This window comes from Streptomyces coacervatus (assembly GCF_029223485.1).
Taxonomy (GTDB): domain Bacteria; phylum Actinomycetota; class Actinomycetes; order Streptomycetales; family Streptomycetaceae; genus Streptomyces; species Streptomyces coacervatus.
On the sequence record NZ_JARHTP010000001.1, the window covers coordinates 718056 to 735098 of the forward strand.

The 17043-nt window shown below is 71.3% G+C and carries 15 protein-coding genes; 7 read left to right on the plus strand and 8 right to left on the minus strand.

Features of this window, described 5'->3' with window-relative positions:
• Positions 1 to 123 precede the first annotated feature (123 nt).
• Positions 124 to 2067, plus strand: a complete 1944-nt coding sequence (locus P2Q00_RS03145; protein WP_275769164.1) for a Xaa-Pro dipeptidyl-peptidase — start codon at positions 124 to 126, stop codon at positions 2065 to 2067.
• An 86-nt stretch (positions 2068 to 2153) separates the two neighbouring features.
• Here P2Q00_RS03145 and P2Q00_RS03150 read toward each other — a convergent pair whose 3' ends face one another.
• The gene (locus P2Q00_RS03150) at positions 2154 to 3110 is read right to left on the minus strand and encodes an FAD-dependent oxidoreductase (protein ID WP_275769166.1); all 957 of its coding nucleotides are present in this window, start codon (positions 3108 to 3110) and stop codon (positions 2154 to 2156) included.
• Between the two features lie 66 nt (positions 3111 to 3176).
• Here P2Q00_RS03150 and P2Q00_RS03155 point away from each other — a divergent pair, with 66 nt between their 5' ends.
• From P2Q00_RS03155 to P2Q00_RS03165, 3 genes are all read left to right on the plus strand, one after another.
• Positions 3177 to 4208, plus strand: coding sequence for an oxidoreductase (locus tag P2Q00_RS03155; RefSeq protein ID WP_275769169.1), 1032 nt, complete (start codon positions 3177 to 3179; stop codon positions 4206 to 4208).
• Between the two features lie 200 nt (positions 4209 to 4408).
• Complete coding sequence (gene abc-f / locus P2Q00_RS03160) at positions 4409 to 6049, plus strand: ribosomal protection-like ABC-F family protein (RefSeq protein WP_275769171.1); 1641 nt, start codon at positions 4409 to 4411, stop codon at positions 6047 to 6049.
• Between the two features lie 155 nt (positions 6050 to 6204).
• Positions 6205 to 6681, plus strand: a complete 477-nt coding sequence (locus P2Q00_RS03165; protein WP_275769174.1) for a DUF1003 domain-containing protein — start codon at positions 6205 to 6207, stop codon at positions 6679 to 6681.
• A gap of 10 nt (positions 6682 to 6691) precedes the next feature.
• Here the strand turns inward: P2Q00_RS03165 and P2Q00_RS03170 are convergent, their stop codons facing one another.
• The 3 genes from P2Q00_RS03170 to P2Q00_RS03180 form a co-directional block, all read right to left on the minus strand.
• Complete coding sequence (locus P2Q00_RS03170) at positions 6692 to 7144, minus strand: putative glycolipid-binding domain-containing protein (protein WP_338059292.1); 453 nt, start codon at positions 7142 to 7144, stop codon at positions 6692 to 6694.
• 125 nt (positions 7145 to 7269) lie between these two features.
• Positions 7270 to 9663 (minus strand): Tex family protein, encoded by a 2394-nt coding sequence (locus P2Q00_RS03175; RefSeq protein ID WP_275769177.1) that lies wholly within the window; start codon positions 9661 to 9663, stop codon positions 7270 to 7272.
• 160 nt (positions 9664 to 9823) lie between these two features.
• The gene (locus tag P2Q00_RS03180; RefSeq protein WP_275769180.1) at positions 9824 to 10693 is read right to left on the minus strand and encodes an SCO6745 family protein; all 870 of its coding nucleotides are present in this window, start codon (positions 10691 to 10693) and stop codon (positions 9824 to 9826) included.
• Positions 10694 to 10806: 113 nt separating this feature from the next.
• On the opposite strand from P2Q00_RS03180, the gene P2Q00_RS03185 reads away from it, so the two are divergent.
• Complete coding sequence (locus tag P2Q00_RS03185; RefSeq protein ID WP_275769182.1) at positions 10807 to 11784, plus strand: GlxA family transcriptional regulator; 978 nt, start codon at positions 10807 to 10809, stop codon at positions 11782 to 11784.
• Positions 11785 to 11801: 17 nt separating this feature from the next.
• Complete coding sequence (locus P2Q00_RS03190; protein WP_275769491.1) at positions 11802 to 12437, plus strand: DJ-1/PfpI family protein; 636 nt, start codon at positions 11802 to 11804, stop codon at positions 12435 to 12437.
• On the opposite strand, the gene P2Q00_RS03195 is transcribed toward P2Q00_RS03190, so the two are convergent.
• Positions 12424 to 13173: an enoyl-CoA hydratase/isomerase family protein gene (locus P2Q00_RS03195; RefSeq protein ID WP_275769185.1), complete on the minus strand. Its 750-nt coding sequence runs from the start codon at positions 13171 to 13173 to the stop codon at positions 12424 to 12426. The two genes, P2Q00_RS03190 and P2Q00_RS03195, sit on opposite strands and share 14 nt — an antisense overlap.
• A 244-nt stretch (positions 13174 to 13417) precedes the next feature.
• On the opposite strand from P2Q00_RS03195, the gene P2Q00_RS03200 reads away from it, so the two are divergent.
• Positions 13418 to 13930 (plus strand): ATP-binding protein, encoded by a 513-nt coding sequence (locus tag P2Q00_RS03200; RefSeq protein WP_275769494.1) that lies wholly within the window; start codon positions 13418 to 13420, stop codon positions 13928 to 13930.
• Positions 13931 to 14084: 154 nt separating this feature from the next.
• Here the strand turns inward: P2Q00_RS03200 and idi are convergent, their stop codons facing one another.
• The 3 genes from idi to galE all read right to left on the minus strand — a co-directional run bounded on the left by idi (position 14085) and on the right by galE (position 16990).
• Positions 14085 to 14678, minus strand: coding sequence for an isopentenyl-diphosphate Delta-isomerase (idi, locus tag P2Q00_RS03205; RefSeq protein ID WP_275769188.1), 594 nt, complete (start codon positions 14676 to 14678; stop codon positions 14085 to 14087).
• Positions 14679 to 14933: 255 nt separating this feature from the next.
• Complete coding sequence (locus P2Q00_RS03210; RefSeq protein ID WP_275769191.1) at positions 14934 to 15875, minus strand: cation diffusion facilitator family transporter; 942 nt, start codon at positions 15873 to 15875, stop codon at positions 14934 to 14936.
• Between the two features lie 149 nt (positions 15876 to 16024).
• Positions 16025 to 16990: a UDP-glucose 4-epimerase GalE gene (gene galE, locus P2Q00_RS03215; RefSeq protein ID WP_275769194.1), complete on the minus strand. Its 966-nt coding sequence runs from the start codon at positions 16988 to 16990 to the stop codon at positions 16025 to 16027.
• Positions 16991 to 17043 lie beyond the last annotated feature (53 nt).

A 17043-nucleotide genomic window follows, 5' to 3' on the forward strand; every position in this document is an offset into this window, starting at 1 on the left:
GGCCCCATGTGTCACACGATCGCCATTCGGCCGTCATGAGCAGCCGCCTCCGCTTCCCCACCGGCCTCGCAGGCGACCGATTGCACTCTTCTGCACGGGAGTTGACCGATGTACCGTCCGCGCATGCCGATAAGCACGCGCTTCACGACCTGGAGACCGCTCGCAGCGGCGGCCGTCGCCGCCCTCATGGCAGCGTTCCTCACCCCCGCGGCGGCCCACAGCGCCCCGCAGGAGAGCCGCCCCGTCTACTCCTACGACCACGCCATCCGCGAGGCCGTATGGGTGGACACCGGACTCGACTCGGACGGCGACGGAAAGGCCGACCGGGTCGCCGTCGACATCGTCCGCCCCCGCGAACCCGCCCAGCAGGGCCGCAAGGTACCGGTCATCATGGACGCCAGCCCCTACTACTCCTGCTGCGGCCGCGGCAACGAGAGCCAGAAGAAGACGTACGACGCGAACGGCAACGTCGTCCAGATGCCGCTCTTCTACGACAACTACTTCGTGCCCCGCGGCTACGCCTTCGTCGGCGTCGACCTCGCCGGCACCAACCGCTCCGACGGCTGCATCGACGTCGGCGGCCGCTCCGACATCCAGTCCGCGAAGGCGGTCGTCGACTGGCTGAACGGCCGGGCCAAGGCATACACCACCCGCACCGGGACGACGACCGCCAAGGCCACCTGGACCAACGGCAGCACCGGCATGATCGGCAAGAGCTGGGACGGCACGATCGCCAACGGCGTCGCCGCGACGGGCGTGAAGGGCCTCAAAACCGTCGTCCCGATCAGCGCCATCTCCTCCTGGTACGACTACTACTTCGCCAAGGGCGCCGCGCTCTACGACTCGGGCCCCGACTCGCTCGCCGACTACGTCGACAGTCCCGACGCCCGCGCCAAGTGCGCCACCGTCCAGCAGAAGCTCGTCGACGGCGCCCCGCGCACCGGCGACTGGACGCCGTTGTGGACCGAGCGCGACTACGTCAAGGACGCGGGCAAGGTGAAGGCCAGCGTCTTCCTCGTGCACGGCATGCAGGACCTCAACGTCCGCACCAAGCACTTCGGCCAGTGGTGGGACGCCCTCGCCAAGAACGGCGTCGAACGCAAGATCTGGCTCTCCCAGACCGGCCACGTCGACCCCTTCGACTACCGGCGCGGCGCCTGGGTCGACACCCTGCACCGCTGGTTCGACCACGAACTCCTCGGCTACGACAATGGCATCGACCGCGCGCCCATGGCCGACATCGAGCGCCACCCCGACCAGTGGGTCACCTCGAAGGTCTGGCCCCCGACCGGTACGGCCACCACGACCCTGCGCCCGGCCACCGGCACCCAGGCAGGCGTCGGCACCCTCGGCCTCACCAAGGGCGACGGCACCGAGACCTTCACCGACAACCCGCAGCTCAGCGAGACCGACTGGGCGTCGAAGATCGACACATCGACCCCCGACAAGGCCGGTTTCGTCACCAAGCCCCTCACCCACGACCTGCGCCTGTCCGGCTCCTCCAAGGTCACCGTGACCGCAACGCCGACGACGAAGACGGCCTTTCTCTCCGCCGTCCTCGTGGACCTCGGCCCCGACACCATCCGTGACTACGCCGACTCCGCCGAGGGCATCACCACCCTCACCGACCGCACCTGCTGGGGCGCGAGCACCACGGGCGACAGCGCCTGCTTCAAGGCCACCGAGGCCAAGAAGGCGGCCGTCGACTACACGGTGTTCAGCCGCGGCTGGGCCGACCTCGGCAACTACGCCTCCGACCTCAAGGGCGTCCCGCTCACCCCGGGCCAGGCGTACACCATCACCCTGGATCTCGCCGCCACCGACCACGTCGTCCCGGCAGGCCACCGCCTCGCCCTGATCGTCGCGGGCACCGACAAGGACCTCATCGACCCTCCGGCCGACAAACCGACACTCAGCCTGGACCTGTCCGGTACGTCGGCTCGTGTCCCCTTCGTCGGAGGCGCGGCGGCGTTCGCCCACGCCACCTCCGGCAAGTCGTCGGCAGCATCCGAGGCCACGCCCCTTAAGGGGGTCCGCGCCCCGAGCGGCGCACATCGCGTGCCGTGAGAAACCGCGCCCCTGAAGGGGCGCGGGGAACTGCGCGACCAGCCACGACGAGGCCGCAGACGAACAACGGCACATCCCGCGGAGCGCTACGCGGCCGGGCAAGCCAGCCCGGCCGCCTCCTCCGCACACCCCCACGCCACAGTCACCCCGGCCCCGCCATGCCCATAGTTATGCACCAACACCCGTCCCCCGGGCAGCAGTTCACGCTCCAGCCGGACGGCACCCCGCACAGGCCGCAACCCCACCCGATGCTCCAGTACGCGCGCCCCCGCGATCTCCGGCCGCAGCGCCGCACACCGCCGTACGATCGCCTCGGCCACCGCCGGATCCGGCTCCAGCGACCAGGCGTCCTCATCGGCCGTGCCGCCCAGCAGCAGCCGCCCCGGCTGCGGGAAGAAATACGCCATCTCCCCGTCCGCGCCGGTGGAGGTGAGCCACGTGCGGATGCCGGGGTTCTCCACGACGACCAACTGCCCCCGCACCGGCCGCACGGACGCGTCCGGAACGAGCTCACGAGCCCCCAGCCCGGTGCAGTTGACGACGACCGGCGCGTCCACCTCCGCGAACCCGGCGACCGTACGCTCCTCGACCACCCCGCCCGCCGCAAGCAACCGCTCCCGCAGCCATGGCAGATGAGTCGACATGTCGATGAGCGGCAGCCGCGCCCACAGCCCGGTCCCGGCGTACTCCTCGGCCGTCGCCGCCCGCAGCCCGGGCACCCGGTCGGCCGCCCAGGCCTCGGCCCGGTCGAGATCCGCCTCGCCCAGTACCCCTTCGACCATGCGTACGCCGGTCGGCCCGGGCCGCGCAGCCAAATCCTCGTACACATCGAGCGATTGCAGCGCCCAGGCGCGCGCCCGCGCGACCGGCTCGATCCGGTACGGCCACCACAGCGCGCCCGCAACCGCAGAGGTGGTCCGCTCGACGGGATCCCGTGTCCACACCCGCACTCGCACGCCGCGCTCGGCGAGGACGACGGCCGTGGTCAGCCCGACGACCCCGGCGCCGACCACGATGACATCGTTGTTCCGTGCGCTCTCCACGCGGGGACGTTAGCGGAATGTGTCATGCCGTGCTCAGACAGCTCCCACTCTGGGGATACTCACAGCATGTCTGCCGAGTACGCGACCTTCGGCCTGGCACCGGCGATGCGTGCCGGTGGAGTCCTCGCCAACGGTGACTACCAAGTGCACCGGGACTTCGTGGACTTCATCGTCGACGGACGCCCGCTGCTGTTCCAGCTCTCCGACCTCGACGCCGTCTCCCCACTCGCCTCCGACGTCCCACCCGCCATCTTCAGCGAACAGGTCCGCAGCCTCCTCCTGGAGGCGGAGCCACCGCTTCCGGACGGCCGCTACATCATCTACGGCTGTCCCGAGTGCGCGGACCTGGCCTGCGGCGCGGTCACCGCGATCATCGAGCGGGAGGGCCAAGAAGGGGAGGACTACATCTGGCGGGACTTCGCCTGGCAGACGGACGAACACGCCGACCTCGAACTCAACGGCTACCACGGCATCGGGCCCTTCCGCTTCCACGGCGCCGAGTACCGCGAGGCGCTGGCCGCCCTCCTCGACGCCGACCCGCCGGGCACCCGCCGCCGTGTCCTGCTCATCGGCGCCCGAGTCGCCCTGCTCGCCAAGCTCGCCGCCGCCCTGCGCACCATCGGCATCGGCGCCGACATCGCCCACGACGCCAATGGTGTCCACGCCGACGAACTGCGCGCCTACGGCGCCGTCGCCTTCGGCCGCGCGATCACCCAGCAGGAACGCGCCGCCGTACGCAGCTCCTTCGAGCAGGCAGGCGTCGAGGTCACCTATGTCGAGGGCCTCGCCCCGATAGTCCCGTTGCTGGTCGCCCAGATCGAACACGCCCTGGACCGCAGCCCGGTGGCACAGCGCCGCCTGACCGGCCTGGTGGCGGCCGACGGCGAGGCGGGCGTCGAGGTCACCTCACCCTGCCGGGTCCGCCTCACCGCGTACCGCCTCGACCGCCTCTACCGCACCCACACCCACGAGGTCTTCGACGGCGTCCTCGAACCGGGCCGCCACCGCATCGCCCTGGACGCCAAGGCGGTGAAGGGCGAGGCCTTCGTGGTGGCGCGGACGGCCGGGAGCGTACTGGTGGAGGCGATGGCTCGCTGACGTGCGCGGGGCCTTGCGCTCATGACGCGCCGACTCGGATCGCCACCCCGTGAATCTGGACCGGTGGGACATGCCTCAACCCCTTGACCGGAACCGAACTCAGGTCCCTCCCCACCGGCGCCCCCACCACCCCACCCGGTACCCCCTGACCAGCGGGCACACCGCACCACCCGCCCACCGCTCGCTAGAATCACCCCCTGATGACTGCCACCCTCGTCGCCAAGAACCTCACCGCCGGCCACGGCGACCGCTCCCTCTTCACCGCCCTCGACCTCGTCGTCGCCCCCGGCGACGTGATCGGGCTGGTCGGTGCCAACGGCGCGGGCAAGTCCACCCTGCTCAAGATGCTCGCAGGGCTCCTTGCGCCGGAGGAGGGCGAGCTCAGGCTCTCCCCGCCCACCGCCACCGTCGGCCACCTTCCGCAGGAGCCCGAGCGCCGCCCGGGCGAGACGATCCGCCAGTTCCTCGCCCGCCGCACCGGCGTGGCCGAGGCGCAGCGCGTGATGGACGAGGCCACGCAGGCCCTGGTCGACGGCGCCCCCGGTGCCGATGACGCGTACGCGACGAGCCTGGAGCGCTGGCTCGACCTCGGCGGCGCCGACCTGGAGGAGCGGGCGGAGGAGGTCGCCGACTCCCTCGGCCTCGCCGTGGACCTGGACCAGCCGATGACATCCCTGTCCGGCGGCCAGGCGGCACGCGCGGGCCTCGCCTCCCTCCTCCTCTCCCGCTACGACCTCTTCCTCCTCGACGAGCCGACCAACGACCTCGATCTGGACGGCCTGGAACGCCTCGAACGGTTCGTGAAGGGCCTGCGCGCCGGCACCGTCGTCGTCAGCCACGACCGCGAGTTCCTCACCCGCACCGTCACCAAGGTCCTCGAACTCGACCTCGCCCAGCAGCAGATCACCCTCTACGGCGGCGGCTACGAGGCCTACCTGGAAGAGCGGGACGTCGCCCGCCGGCACGCCCGAGAGGACTACGAGGAGTACGCCGACAAGCGCGCCGCCCTCCAGGACCGCGCCCAGATGCAACGCTCCTGGATGGACAAGGGCGTCAAGAACGCCCGCCGCAAGGCGAACAACGACAACGACAAGATCGGCCGCAAGTTCCGCAGCGAGGCCAGTGAGAAGCAGGCCGCGAAGGCCCGCCAGACCCAGCGCATGATCGAGCGGCTCGACGTCGTCGAGGAGCCCCGCAAGGAGTGGGAGCTACGCATGGAGATCGCGTCGGCCCCGCGCTCGGGCGCCGTCGTGGCCACCCTGCGGGACGCGGAGGTCCGGCGTGGCGACTTCACCTTCGGCCCGGTCTCCCTGCAGATCGACTGGGCCGACCGGGTGGCGGTGACCGGAGCGAACGGCGCCGGCAAGTCGACCCTGCTGGGCGCCCTGCTCGGCAGGATCCCCCTGGACGCGGGCCACGCGAGCCTCGGCCCCGGCGTCCTGGTCGGCGAGGTCGACCAGGCCCGCAAGCTGTTCCACGGCACGGAGGCCCTGCTCGACGCGTTCTGCGCCGCCGTCCCGGACACCGAGCCGGTCGAAGTACGCACCCTGCTGGCCAAGTTCGGCCTGAGGTCCGACCACGTCCTGCGCCCGGCGGCCACCCTCTCCCCGGGCGAACGCACCCGCGCCGCCCTGGCGCTCCTGCAGGGCCGGGGCGTCAACCTCCTCGTCCTGGACGAGCCGACCAACCACCTCGACCTGCCCGCCATCGAGCAACTGGAGTCGGCCCTCGACGCCTACGAGGGCACCCTCCTCCTGGTCACCCACGACCGCCGCATGCTGGATGCGGTCCATGTGACCCGCCGCCTGGAGGTGGCGGACGGAAAGGTTACGGAGCGCTAGGCCTCGACGCCCGCGCCGTCCGTCTCTTTCGCGACTTAAGTGTCTTACGAGTCGGGACCCGTGCGGGACCCGTGCGGGGACCATGGTCGTCCGCCGCGTACGCTGACGGCGATTCCTCGTCGGACACCGGGCAGGACCAGGACAAGGGGGAGGCCATGGGCTCTGCGGCGAAGCGGCCGACCGTGCGGATCGTGCACGAGCAGGACGTCGTTGCACGGATGCGCGGGACCCAGGACCGGATCGCTGACGCGATCACGGCCTTCGCCGGAACCATGGCGTTCGTGTATCTGCACGCCCTGTGGTTCGCGGTGTGGATCGTGTGCAACGAGGGGGTGTTCGGCAAGGGGGCGGTCTGGGATCCGTACCCCTTCGGGCTGCTCACCATGATCGTCAGCCTGGAAGCGATCTTCCTGTCCACCTTCGTGATGGTGAGCCAGAACCGCCAGGCCGCCCGTGAGAACGTACGCGCCGACCTGGACTTCGAGACCAATGTGCGCTCGGAGGTGTGGGCCGTCCACATCGGCCGTTCCCTCGGGGTGGACCCCGTGGAGGTCGAGCAGCGCGTTCAGCAGCTGCTCGCGGAGAACCACGCCAGGATGAACGGCACCGCTCGACCTCCCGAGCAGAGCTGAGCCGAGCCGCTCAGCGCAGGCGCACAGCCATCCCCGGACGAGAACCGGACGGGGCCGCCGCCGTCGGCGCGCCGAGATGGGTGTAGGTCTGCCGCGACGGCCGCACCACCAGGCCCGGCACCGACACCCACGCCATCAGGAACTCCCGCTCACCAGGCGCCAGATGGAGGCCGTGGCGCAGCACCGGCATGCTGTTGGTGAGCGGGCACAGCCCCAGATCGCAGTCGAGTGCACCGTCGACGCCACGCAGCGGTTCACCGTCCGCGGTCCACCGCCCGGCGTCGTCGCGCCGCAGGTCGAGCGTGCGGGTACTGGTCTCGGTCTCCGCCGTGACCATCAGCCGCCGGGTCACGAACCCTTCACCCGTCTCCAGCTCGTACGAGATCCAGTACGGCTCCGGAACGGTCGCAACGGCCCGTCCGTGGGCCCGTAGGGAGCCGTTGTCCAGGTGACGGCGTGCGATGCGACCACGCCGGCCACCTTAGTTCTGAAAGGGCGCGCAGCGCCTCTTTCAGGGGCGCGGGGAACTGCGCGACCAGCCACAACCGACCCGCAGTTCCCCACGGCCCCCCCGCCGGAGGCTCAGACTCAGCGCTTACCCTTCGGATCCACCAACCCGGCCCGGCGCAGAGCATCGGCCATCGCACTGTTCGCCGGCGGCGCCGCCTGCCGCGAACCGCCGCCCTGCCCGCCCCGGCCCCCGCCCTGACGTTGCTGCTGCTGTCGCTGCTGAGGCGGACGCGCACCCCGCTGCCGACGCTCGCCTCCGTCACCCTGCGGTGCGGCTTCGTCGTCCAGCCGCAGCGTCAACGAGATCCGCTTGCGCGGAATGTCGACGTCCAGCACCTTGACCTTGACGATGTCCCCCGGCTTCACCACATCCCGAGGGTCCTTCACGAACGTCTTCGACATCGCGGACACATGCACCAGCCCGTCCTGGTGGACACCGACGTCCACGAACGCACCGAAGGCCGCCACATTCGTGACCACGCCCTCCAGGACCATCCCGGACGACAGGTCGGAGATCTTCTCGACGCCCTCCTTGAAGGTGGCCGTCTTGAACGCGGGCCGCGGGTCGCGCCCGGGCTTCTCCAGCTCCTTGAGGATGTCGGTGACGGTCGGCAGACCGAACGTCTCGTCCACGAAGTCGTTCGGCTTCAGCGAGCGCAGCACGCCCGTGTTGCCGACGAGCGACGCCACCTCCTGCCCGGACGTCTTCACCATGCGCCGCACCACCGGATACGCCTCCGGGTGCACGCTGGAGGCGTCCAGCGGGTCGTCGCCGCCGCGGATCCGCAGGAAGCCCGCGCACTGCTCGTACGCCTTTGGGCCGAGCCGCGCCACGCCCTTCAGCTGGGTGCGCGACTTGAAGGGGCCGTTGGCGTCGCGGTGCGCCACGATGTTCTCGGCCAGCCCGGAGGTGATGCCGGAGACGCGGGCGAGCAGCGGGGCGGAGGCCGTGTTGACGTCCACGCCCACGCCGTTCACACAGTCCTCGACCACCGCATCCAGCGAGCGCGACAGCTTCACCTCGGACAGGTCGTGCTGGTACTGGCCGACGCCGATCGACTTGGGGTCGATCTTCACCAGCTCCGCCAGGGGGTCCTGCAGCCGGCGCGCGATGGAGACGGCGCCGCGCAGCGACACGTCCATGTCGGGCAGCTCCTGCGAGGCGAACGCGGACGCCGAGTACACGGACGCGCCCGCCTCGGACACCATCACCTTGGTGAGGTTCAACTCCGCGTGCTTGGTGATGAGTTCACCGGCGAGCTTGTCCGTCTCGCGGGACGCCGTGCCGTTGCCGATCGCGACCAGTTCGACCGCGTGCTCCTTGGCGAGACGGGCCAGCTTGGCGATCGCCTCGTCCCACTTGTTCGCCGGGACGTGCGGGTAGATGACGTCCGTGGCCACCACCTTGCCGGTGGCGTCGATGACGGCGACCTTCACACCCGTACGGAACCCGGGGTCCAGGCCCAGCGTCGCGCGCGTGCCGGCCGGGGCGGCGAGCAGCAGGTCGCGCAGGTTCGACGCGAACACCTGCACCGCCTCGTCCTCGGCGGCCGTGCGCAGCCGCAGCCGCAGGTCGATGCCGAGGTGCACCAGAATGCGGGTGCGCCAGGCCCAACGGACCGTGTCCGTCAGCCACTTGTCGGCGGGACGACCGCGGTCGGCGATCTGGAACTTCCCGGCCACGATGCCCTCGTACGACGAAGGGCCGTCCGTGGGTTCCTCAGGCTCCAGGACGAGGTCGAGGACCTCTTCCTTCTCGCCGCGCAGCATGGCGAGGATGCGGTGCGAGGGCAGCTCGGTGAACGGCTCGGCGAAATCGAAGTAGTCGGCGAACTTGGCGCCCGCCTCCTCCTTGCCGTCCCGCACCTTGGCGGCCAGACGTCCGCGCACCCACATGCGCTCGCGCAGCTCGCCGATCAGGTCCGCGTCCTCCGAGAACCGCTCGGTGAGGATCGCGCGGGCGCCGTCGAGGGCGGCCTGCGGGTCGGCGACGCCCTTGTCCGCGTCGACGAACGCGGCGGCGGCCGCGAGGGGTTCGACGGTCGCGTCGCCGAGCAGCCCCTCGGCGAGCGGTTCGAGACCGGCCTCGCGCGCGATCTGCGCCTTCGTACGCCGCTTGGGCTTGTACGGCAGGTAGATGTCCTCGAGCCGCGCCTTGGTCTCGGCGCCGCGGAGCTGCGCCTCCAGCTCCGCGGTGAGCTTGCCCTGCTCGCGCACCGACTCCAGGATCGCCGTCCGCCGCTCCTCCAGCTCCCGCAGATAGCGCAGCCGCTCCTCGAGCGTGCGCAGCTGCGCGTCGTCGAGCATCTCGGTCGCTTCCTTGCGGTAGCGGGCGATGAAGGGCACCGTCGAACCGCCGTCGAGCAGCTCCACGGCAGCCTTGACCTGCCGCTCCCGTACGCCGAGCTCCTCGGCGATCCTGCCTTCGATGGACCCTGCGTTGGTGGACCCACTGGACCCGGGTGTCGTCACGATCCCGTACCGCCTTCTCACTGAGGTTGCGCCGCAATTGTGGCAGGTGGCACCGACAGTCGGGGATCAGGGCGGCGCCCTGGCGGGGCGTGGCGGCCGGGACGCCGCCGAACACCCGGGCCGGGGCAGGGAAGGGCAGGGTGACGACACCCGGCCTTCGTCAGCGCTTGCCGATCAGATCCGCCGGGTAGGCCCCCGCGGCGAGCGCAGTCTTCGCGAAGGCCGCGCCCAGCTCCGTCAGGCGCGCGACACCCTCCGCGCCCAGGTGCTCGTACGGCGCCCGGTCCAGCCGGTCCGTCTCCGCCTCGATCTCCGCCCGCAGGGCGATGCCCCGCTCCGTCAACTCGCCCGCCTCGTCCAGCAGCCCGCGCTCCCGCAGCCGCCCGCAGGCCGCGTCCCAGTCCTCCTGCTTCCAGCCGCGGCTGCCGAACACCCACTTCGGCGCCATGCCCTTGCCGGTCGCGGTGTGGGTGACCACGGCCTCCAGACCGTCCAGCTCCGCGGACATCAGAACGGCGAGATGCCCGTCGCCCCGGTGCTCGCGCAGCAGTGTGGCGGCATGGAAGTACGCCAGGTGCGGCTCCTCGGGCACCGGCAGGTCGGCGTGCGCGGCGTAGAGCGGCCGGGCGGAGCGGGTGCAGGCCTCGGCGGCCCGCAGCGCCAGCCGCGCCGCCTGAGCCAGCTCCTCGGACGCCACGGTCTCCTCGCCCAGCAGACGGCGCATGGTCGCGTCGACGGCACGCGCGCGTGCGGCCAGGACGTCCCCGGGGGAGGCGACCGACCACACCGCTGGCACATGCCGGGCCACCAGCTCGTACTTGTAGTTGTAGAAGGCCGCGGTCACCGTGCCCGGTCCGACCGGCCCCATCGCCGCCGCCCGCACGGCGAAGTTGACGGCCCTGGGATGCGTGATTCCGAGGTCGCCCAGCTCCCTGCCCAGGTCGGGCGAGAAGTAGAGCGTCGCGTGCAGGGAGTTGAGCATGCTGTGGCAGCGTCGGCCGGCGCGCGGCTCGATGGCGGCATTAGTCATGACGAGGACGTTACCGACTGGTCGGTACGGACTCCAGGGGTGGGTGCCGGATGGCAGGAAAGGTGGGTTGCCCGTCATTGCGGCCATCATGCGGACCGCCAAGAATCGAAGGCATGCAAGAAGGCATGCAAGAAGGCGTGCAAACCGTCCTGGTCGTCCTCTTCGACGACGTGCAGAGCCTCGACGTCACGGGCCCGGTGGAGGTCTTCAACGGCGCCGAGCTGCACCGCCCGGGCACGTACCGCATCGCCACGGTGAGCGCGGACGGCCGGGCCGTGCGCACATCGAGCGGCCTCACCCTGGTGCCGGACCACTCCTTCGCCGACGCCCCGGCCGCGCACACCCTGCTGGTACCGGGCGGCGCGGGCACCCGGCGCCCCGACCCGCGCCTGGTGGCCTGGCTGCGCGAACACGGCCCGCGGGCCGAGCGCCTGGTCTCCGTGTGCACCGGGGCGCTGCTGCTCGCCGAGGCGGGCCTGCTGGACGGCCGCCGGGTGACGAGCCACTGGTCGGTGTGCGACCGGCTCGCCCGCGACCACCCGGCCGTGGAGGTCGACCCCGACCCCATCTACATCCGCGACGGACACCTCGCCACCTCGGCCGGCGTCACGTCCGGCATCGACCTCGCCCTGGCCCTCGTGGAGGAGGACGCCGGCCGCGAGGTCGCCCTCTCCATCGCCCGCCATCTGGTCGTCTTTCTGCGACGGCCGGGAAACCAGGCCCAGTTCAGTGCCCAGCTCGCCGCGCAGACGGCGCAGCGCGAGCCGCTGCGCGAAGTCCAACAGTGGATTACGGAACACCCGGGCGAGGACCTGACGGTGGAGGCGCTCGCCGCCCGCGCCCGGCTCTCGCCCCGCCACTTCGCCCGCGCCTTCCAGACCGAGACCGGGATGACGCCCGGCCGCTATGTCGACCGCGTCCGCCTCGAACACGCCCGCCGGCTGCTGGAGGACACCTCCGACGGGGTCGAGGAGATCTCCCGCACCTGCGGCTACGGCACCCCGGAGGCGATGCGCCGCGCCTTCGTACGGACGCTCGGCGCGGCGCCCGCCGAATACCGGCGCCGGTTCCGCCCCGCACCCACTCATTGAGCATGGAGAGGAAGCCGATGCAGATCGCCATGGTCGTCTACGACCGCTTCACCGCCCTGGACGTCGTGGGGCCCTATGAGACGCTCAGCCGCCTGCCGGGCGCCCGGGTCGACTTCGTCGCCGAACAGGCCGGGCCGGTGCGCGCCGATACGGGATTCCTCGCCGTCACGGCGGACAAGGCCCTCGGCGAGCTACCGCACCCGGACATCGTCGTCGTGGCGGGCGGCCCCGGGACCTTCACCCAGATCGAGAACGGGGCCCTCCTGGACTGGCTCCGTGCCGTCGACGCGACCACGACCTGGACGACCTCGGTCTGCTCGGGGTCCCTGCTGCTCGCCGCCGCCGGGCTCCTGGAGGGCCGCCGCGCCACCTCGCACTGGCTCACCCTCGACTTCCTGAAGCAGTACGGCGCCGAGCCGACCGGTGAGCGCGTCGTGACCGACGGCAAGTACCTCACCGCCGCCGGTGTCTCCTCCGGCATCGACATGGGGCTGACCCTGGTCGGCCGGATCGCGGGCGACGAACACGCCCAGGCCGTCCAGCTGTTGACCGAGTACGACCCACAGCCGCCGTACGATGCGGGCTCCCCGGAGAAGGCGCCCGCACACCTTGTCGAGGAGTTCCGCACCAACAGCCGGTTCAGCCTGGTGTAGTCCACCTGAAGCGCGGCTGCCTGCGCTCCAGGAACGCGGCGACGCCCTCCGCGGTGTCGCCGCCGCTGCGTGCCTGCTCCGTCCAGTACGCGTCGCGGTCGGTGTGCCCGTTCGCGAACTCCTTCGCCGCGGCCTGGGTGAGCTGCGAACGGGACACGAGGATCCGGGTGAACTCCGCGACCCGCTTGGCGAGTTCGCCCTGCGGCAGCACCTCGTCCACCAGGCCGGTGCGCAGCGCCCGCTCCGCGTCGATCAACTCGCCGGAGAACAGCAGGTACTTGGCGGCGGCCGGACCCACCAGCGACACCAGCCGACGGGTGGAGGAAGCCGGATACACGATCCCGAGCTTGGCCGGCGTCACCCCGAACAGCGCCCCCTCCATGGCGAACCGCAGATCGCAGGCCGCCGCAAGCTGCGACCCGCCCCCCACGCAGTGCCCACGGATCGCGGCCAGCGTCGGCTTCGGGAACGCGGCCAGGGCCTCCTCGGCCCGCACCGCGAGCCCCTGCGCCTCCTCCGGCGACCCCTGCAGGGTGGAGATGTCGGCCCCGGCGCAGAACGTCCCGCCCTCCCCGGTCAGCACCAGCGCCCGTACGCCCGGGTCGGCCGCGAGGGCGTCGAGCAGCGGTGGCAGGGCGGCCCACATCGCGGCCGTCATGGCGTTGCGCTTGGCCGGGTGGTGGATGACGACGGTGGCCACCGAGTCGGTGACATCGTGCAGCAGCTGGGGCTCCATGGGCCGGATGCTAGCCGCCGCACCGGTCACGTGATCAAGAAGGGGCGTCAAACCCGTACAACCCGAAGAGTTCGCGAAGTCGGCTCAAGCGTGACAGGAGCAGTCCCACAACTGACCGTGTCATACGCCAACGGTCATAAGTGCTCGATACCTGCTGACTTGTGTTCAGTCATCCGGAGGGTGGCAGGTCGTTACCAACACTCGACGTGTGGTGACAATCGAGCGCAAGGGTGGCGACCGGACGATGGACAACCATGGGCGCGGGTCCGGCCCACGCCCAGAAGGCGGCGCGTACGAGGAGCCCCTCCATCCGGGGCCCGCCGATCCGCTGCCGTACGAGGGCGTGTGGCGGTTCACCGCTCCCGCCGTCGACGCCTCGGTCCCGCAGGCGCGGCACGCCGTACGCGACCTGCTGTACCGCCAAGGCGTGCCCGTCTCCGAAGACCTCGTCCACGGGCTGCTGCTGATCGTCTCGGAGCTGGTCACGAACGCCGTCCGGCACGCGGCGCTGCTGTCGCCGATGCTCGCCGTGGAGGTCGCCGTCGGCGCCGAGTGGGTGCGGGTGTCCGTGGAGGACAACCACCCCTACCGCCCGACCGCCCTGGAGGCCGACCACGGAGGCGAGGGCGGCCGCGGGCTGCTCCTGGTCACCGAGGTCGCCCGGGAGGCGGGCGGCGTCTGCGACGTCGAGCACACGTCGAGCGGCGGCAAGGTGATCTGGGCCGCCCTGCCGCTCAAACCCGTACGGGTGCTCTAAGCGCTCCGCTGGATGTGCCGCGATGGGCCGTCGGTCGTCTGCGGAGCCGTCGTGGCTGGTCGCGCCCCGCGGCGGAGCCGCATATCGACACAGCCCCGCGCCCCTTTAGGGCGCTGCCGAACCGCAGCGTACTTCGCCCGACCCGGCCTGAGGGTCACCAGCCGGCCGACGGGCCCGTCAGCTCCCTGACCGCCGGACGGGCCGCGTCCAGCACCGTCATGAACCAGGACGAGAAGGCGTCCCTGGCGTGCCGCTCCGCGAGTTCGGCGGGGGTCACATAGGCCGTCGCGCCGACCTCCTCCGGGTCCGGCCGCAGCGTGGCCTGCACCAGGCCGACGAACAGGTGGTTGTACTCCTGCTCGACCAGGCCCGAGTCCGGGTCCGGATGGTTGTAGCGGACCGTGCCCGCCTCGGCGAGCAGCGAGGGGGACACACCCAGCTCCTCGTGGGTGCGCCGGGCCGCCGCCGCGAAGGGCGCCTCGCCGGGGTAGGGGTGGCCGCAGCAGGTGTTGGACCACACACCGGGGGAGTGGTACTTGCCCAGCGCCCGCTGCTGCAGCAGCAGCCGGCCGCGCTCGTCGAAGAGAAAGACGGAGAAGGCGCGGTGCAGCTGCCCCGGCGGCTGATGGGCGGCGAGCTTCTCCGCGGTGCCGATCGTGACGCCGTTCTCGTCGACAAGTTCCAGCAAAATCGCGTCTGCGGTGCCGCTCGACGGAGTGTGCGTCGCGGTGGCAGGTGTGATCGGCATACCCATCCTTCACATCGGTCTTCGCGCCCCAAGTCTGCCGTACGAAACCGGCACTCCCGGCACTTCACGGCAGTGCCGCATGTCCCGCGCGCGGCGCCGGCCGCGGCCGTCACCGGTCGAACGCCGAACGAGGGGCCCGGTAGTTGATCGTGCCCGGTGCGATCGGCGGGGAACCGTCCGGGCAGCGCTGTGAGGCTTAACGACGCAGAGCCGCGCCGGACGGCTGCATTCCGGCCAAGGTGCGCCCCACCTGCCTCAATGGCACACCTTCGCCTCGTGCTCCGCGTGCCCGCCCGGTTCCAGCTGGAAGGTGCAGTGCGCCACGTCGAAGTGGTCGCCCAGGCACTCCTGGAGCTCGTGGAGCATCTTCTCGTGGCCGATCGCGCTGAGGACGTCGGAGCGCACGACGACGTGCGCGGACAGCACCGGCATACCCGACGTGATCGTCCAGGCGTGCAGGTCGTGGACGTCCTCGACACCGTCCAGCTCCAGGATGTGGGTCCGTACGGCCACCATGTCCACGTCCCTGGGGGCCGCCTCCAGCAGGATGTCCAGGGTCTCGCGCAGCAGCTTGACGGTGCGGGGCACGATCATCAGGCCGATGACGAGTGAGGCGATCGGGTCGGCGGCCTGCCAGCCGGTGGCGAGGATCACCAGCGCCGAGATGATCACCGCGAGCGAACCCAGGGCGTCCGCGGCCACTTCCAGGAACGCGCCGCGCACGTTCAGGCTCTCCTGCTGGCCCCGCACCAGCAGCGTCAGGGAGACCATGTTCGCGACCAGGCCGATCAGACCGAACACGATGGTCAGCCCGCCCTCGGTGTCGGCCGGCGTGACGAACCGCTGGATCGCCTCGTAGAGGACATAGCCGCCGACGCCGAGCAGCAGCAGACAGTTGGCGAGCGCGGCGAGGATCTCGGCGCGGGCGTACCCGAAGGTGCGGTTGCCGCTCGGCGGGCGGTTGGCGAAGTGGATGGCGAACAGGGACATGCCCAGGCCCAGCGCGTCGGTCGCCATGTGGGCGGCGTCCGCGATCAGCGCGAGCGAGTCGGCGAGCATGCCGCCGACGATCTCGACCACCATGACGGTGAGCGTGATCGACAGCGCGACGCGCAGCCGCCCGCGGTACGCCGCAGCGGCCGTACCGGTGGGCGGGGCATGCGAGTGCCCGTGCCCGTGATCGTGCCCAGCCCCCATGACAGCCGCCCTCCTGTGTTCCGTCCGGGATCACAGTGAACTACGGGTGGGGGGTACTGGGCAACGCGGCACTGAACACCGTTGTCATGTGCCCTGACCTGCGGAAACGATACGCAGGTCAGGGCGCCCTCAGTTCCCTTGCCGTGGCGTCACCTGCCGTGGTGCAGCAGCCAGCCCTGCCACGCCGATGCGACCATCTCGCGCACCCCGCGCCGGGCGGTCCAGCCCAGTTCCTCGGCGGCCCGGGCGGCAGAGGCGACCGCGCGGGGCGCGTCCCCGGGGCGGCGGGCCTCGACCAGGGCCGGGCGGCGGTCGCCGGTGACCTCGCCGATGACGGTGATCAGCTCGCGGACGGAGACGCCCTCCCCGCGGCCGATGTTCACCGTGAGGTCACCGCTTCGGTCGGCGAGCCGCCGGGCCGCCGCCAGGTGCGCCTCGGCCAGGTCGGCGACATGGATGTAGTCGCGGATGCAGGTGCCGTCCGGTGTCGGGTAGTCGTCGCCGAAGATCCGGGGGGCCTCGTCGCGGGTGAGCCGGTCGAAGACCATCGGGACGATGTTGAAGACGCCCGTGTCCGCCAGCTCGGGCGCGGCCGCGCCCGCCACGTTGAAGTACCGCAGGCAGACCGTCGATATGCCGTGCGTCCGGCCCGCCGCCCGGACCAGCCACTCGCCGGTGAGCTTGGTCTCGCCGTACGGGTTCACCGGCGCGCACGGGGTGTCCTCGGTGATGAGGTCCACATCGGGGTTGCCGTAGACGGCCGCGGACGAGGAGAACAGGAACTTCCCGATCCCGGCCTCGGCGACCGCCTCCAGGAGCGTCGCGAGACCGCCGACGTTCTCCCGGTAGTAGCGGGTGGGCTGCGCCACGGACTCGGCGACCTGCTTGCGTGCCGCGAGATGAACGACACCCGTCACCTCGTACTCGGCGAACACCCGCTTCAGCAGGCCGCCGTCCAGCGTCGAGCCCTCGATGAGCGGTACGTCCGCCGGGAGCCGCGCGGGCACCCCTGCCGAGAGGTCGTCCAGCGCCACGACGCGCTCTCCGGCGTCCCTCATGACCCGCGCCACATGGGCCCCGATGTATCCCGCTCCGCCTGTGATCAGCCATGTCATGGTCGCCCACCCTATGCCGACGCCACCCGGCGATCCCCAATGTCCCGGATGCC

Bases quoted from the DNA above. Each gene is read 5' to 3' on its own strand.
- P2Q00_RS03145 (WP_275769164.1), top strand. From the start codon at position 124: ATGCCGATAAGCACGCGCTTCACGACCTGGAGACCGCTCGCAGCGGCG.
- P2Q00_RS03155 (WP_275769169.1), top strand. From the start codon at position 3,177: ATGTCTGCCGAGTACGCGACCTTCGGCCTGGCACCGGCGATGCGTGCC.
- abc-f (WP_275769171.1), top strand. From the start codon at position 4,409: ATGACTGCCACCCTCGTCGCCAAGAACCTCACCGCCGGCCACGGCGAC.
- P2Q00_RS03165 (WP_275769174.1), top strand. From the start codon at position 6,205: ATGGGCTCTGCGGCGAAGCGGCCGACCGTGCGGATCGTGCACGAGCAG.
- P2Q00_RS03180 (WP_275769180.1), bottom strand. From the start codon at position 10,693: ATGACTAATGCCGCCATCGAGCCGCGCGCCGGCCGACGCTGCCACAGC.
- P2Q00_RS03185 (WP_275769182.1), top strand. From the start codon at position 10,807: ATGCAAGAAGGCATGCAAGAAGGCGTGCAAACCGTCCTGGTCGTCCTC.
- P2Q00_RS03190 (WP_275769491.1), top strand. From the start codon at position 11,802: ATGCAGATCGCCATGGTCGTCTACGACCGCTTCACCGCCCTGGACGTC.
- P2Q00_RS03195 (WP_275769185.1), bottom strand. From the start codon at position 13,173: ATGGAGCCCCAGCTGCTGCACGATGTCACCGACTCGGTGGCCACCGTC.
- P2Q00_RS03200 (WP_275769494.1), top strand. From the start codon at position 13,418: ATGGACAACCATGGGCGCGGGTCCGGCCCACGCCCAGAAGGCGGCGCG.
- idi (WP_275769188.1), bottom strand. From the start codon at position 14,678: ATGCCGATCACACCTGCCACCGCGACGCACACTCCGTCGAGCGGCACC.
- P2Q00_RS03210 (WP_275769191.1), bottom strand. From the start codon at position 15,875: ATGGGGGCTGGGCACGATCACGGGCACGGGCACTCGCATGCCCCGCCC.
- galE (WP_275769194.1), bottom strand. From the start codon at position 16,990: ATGACATGGCTGATCACAGGCGGAGCGGGATACATCGGGGCCCATGTG.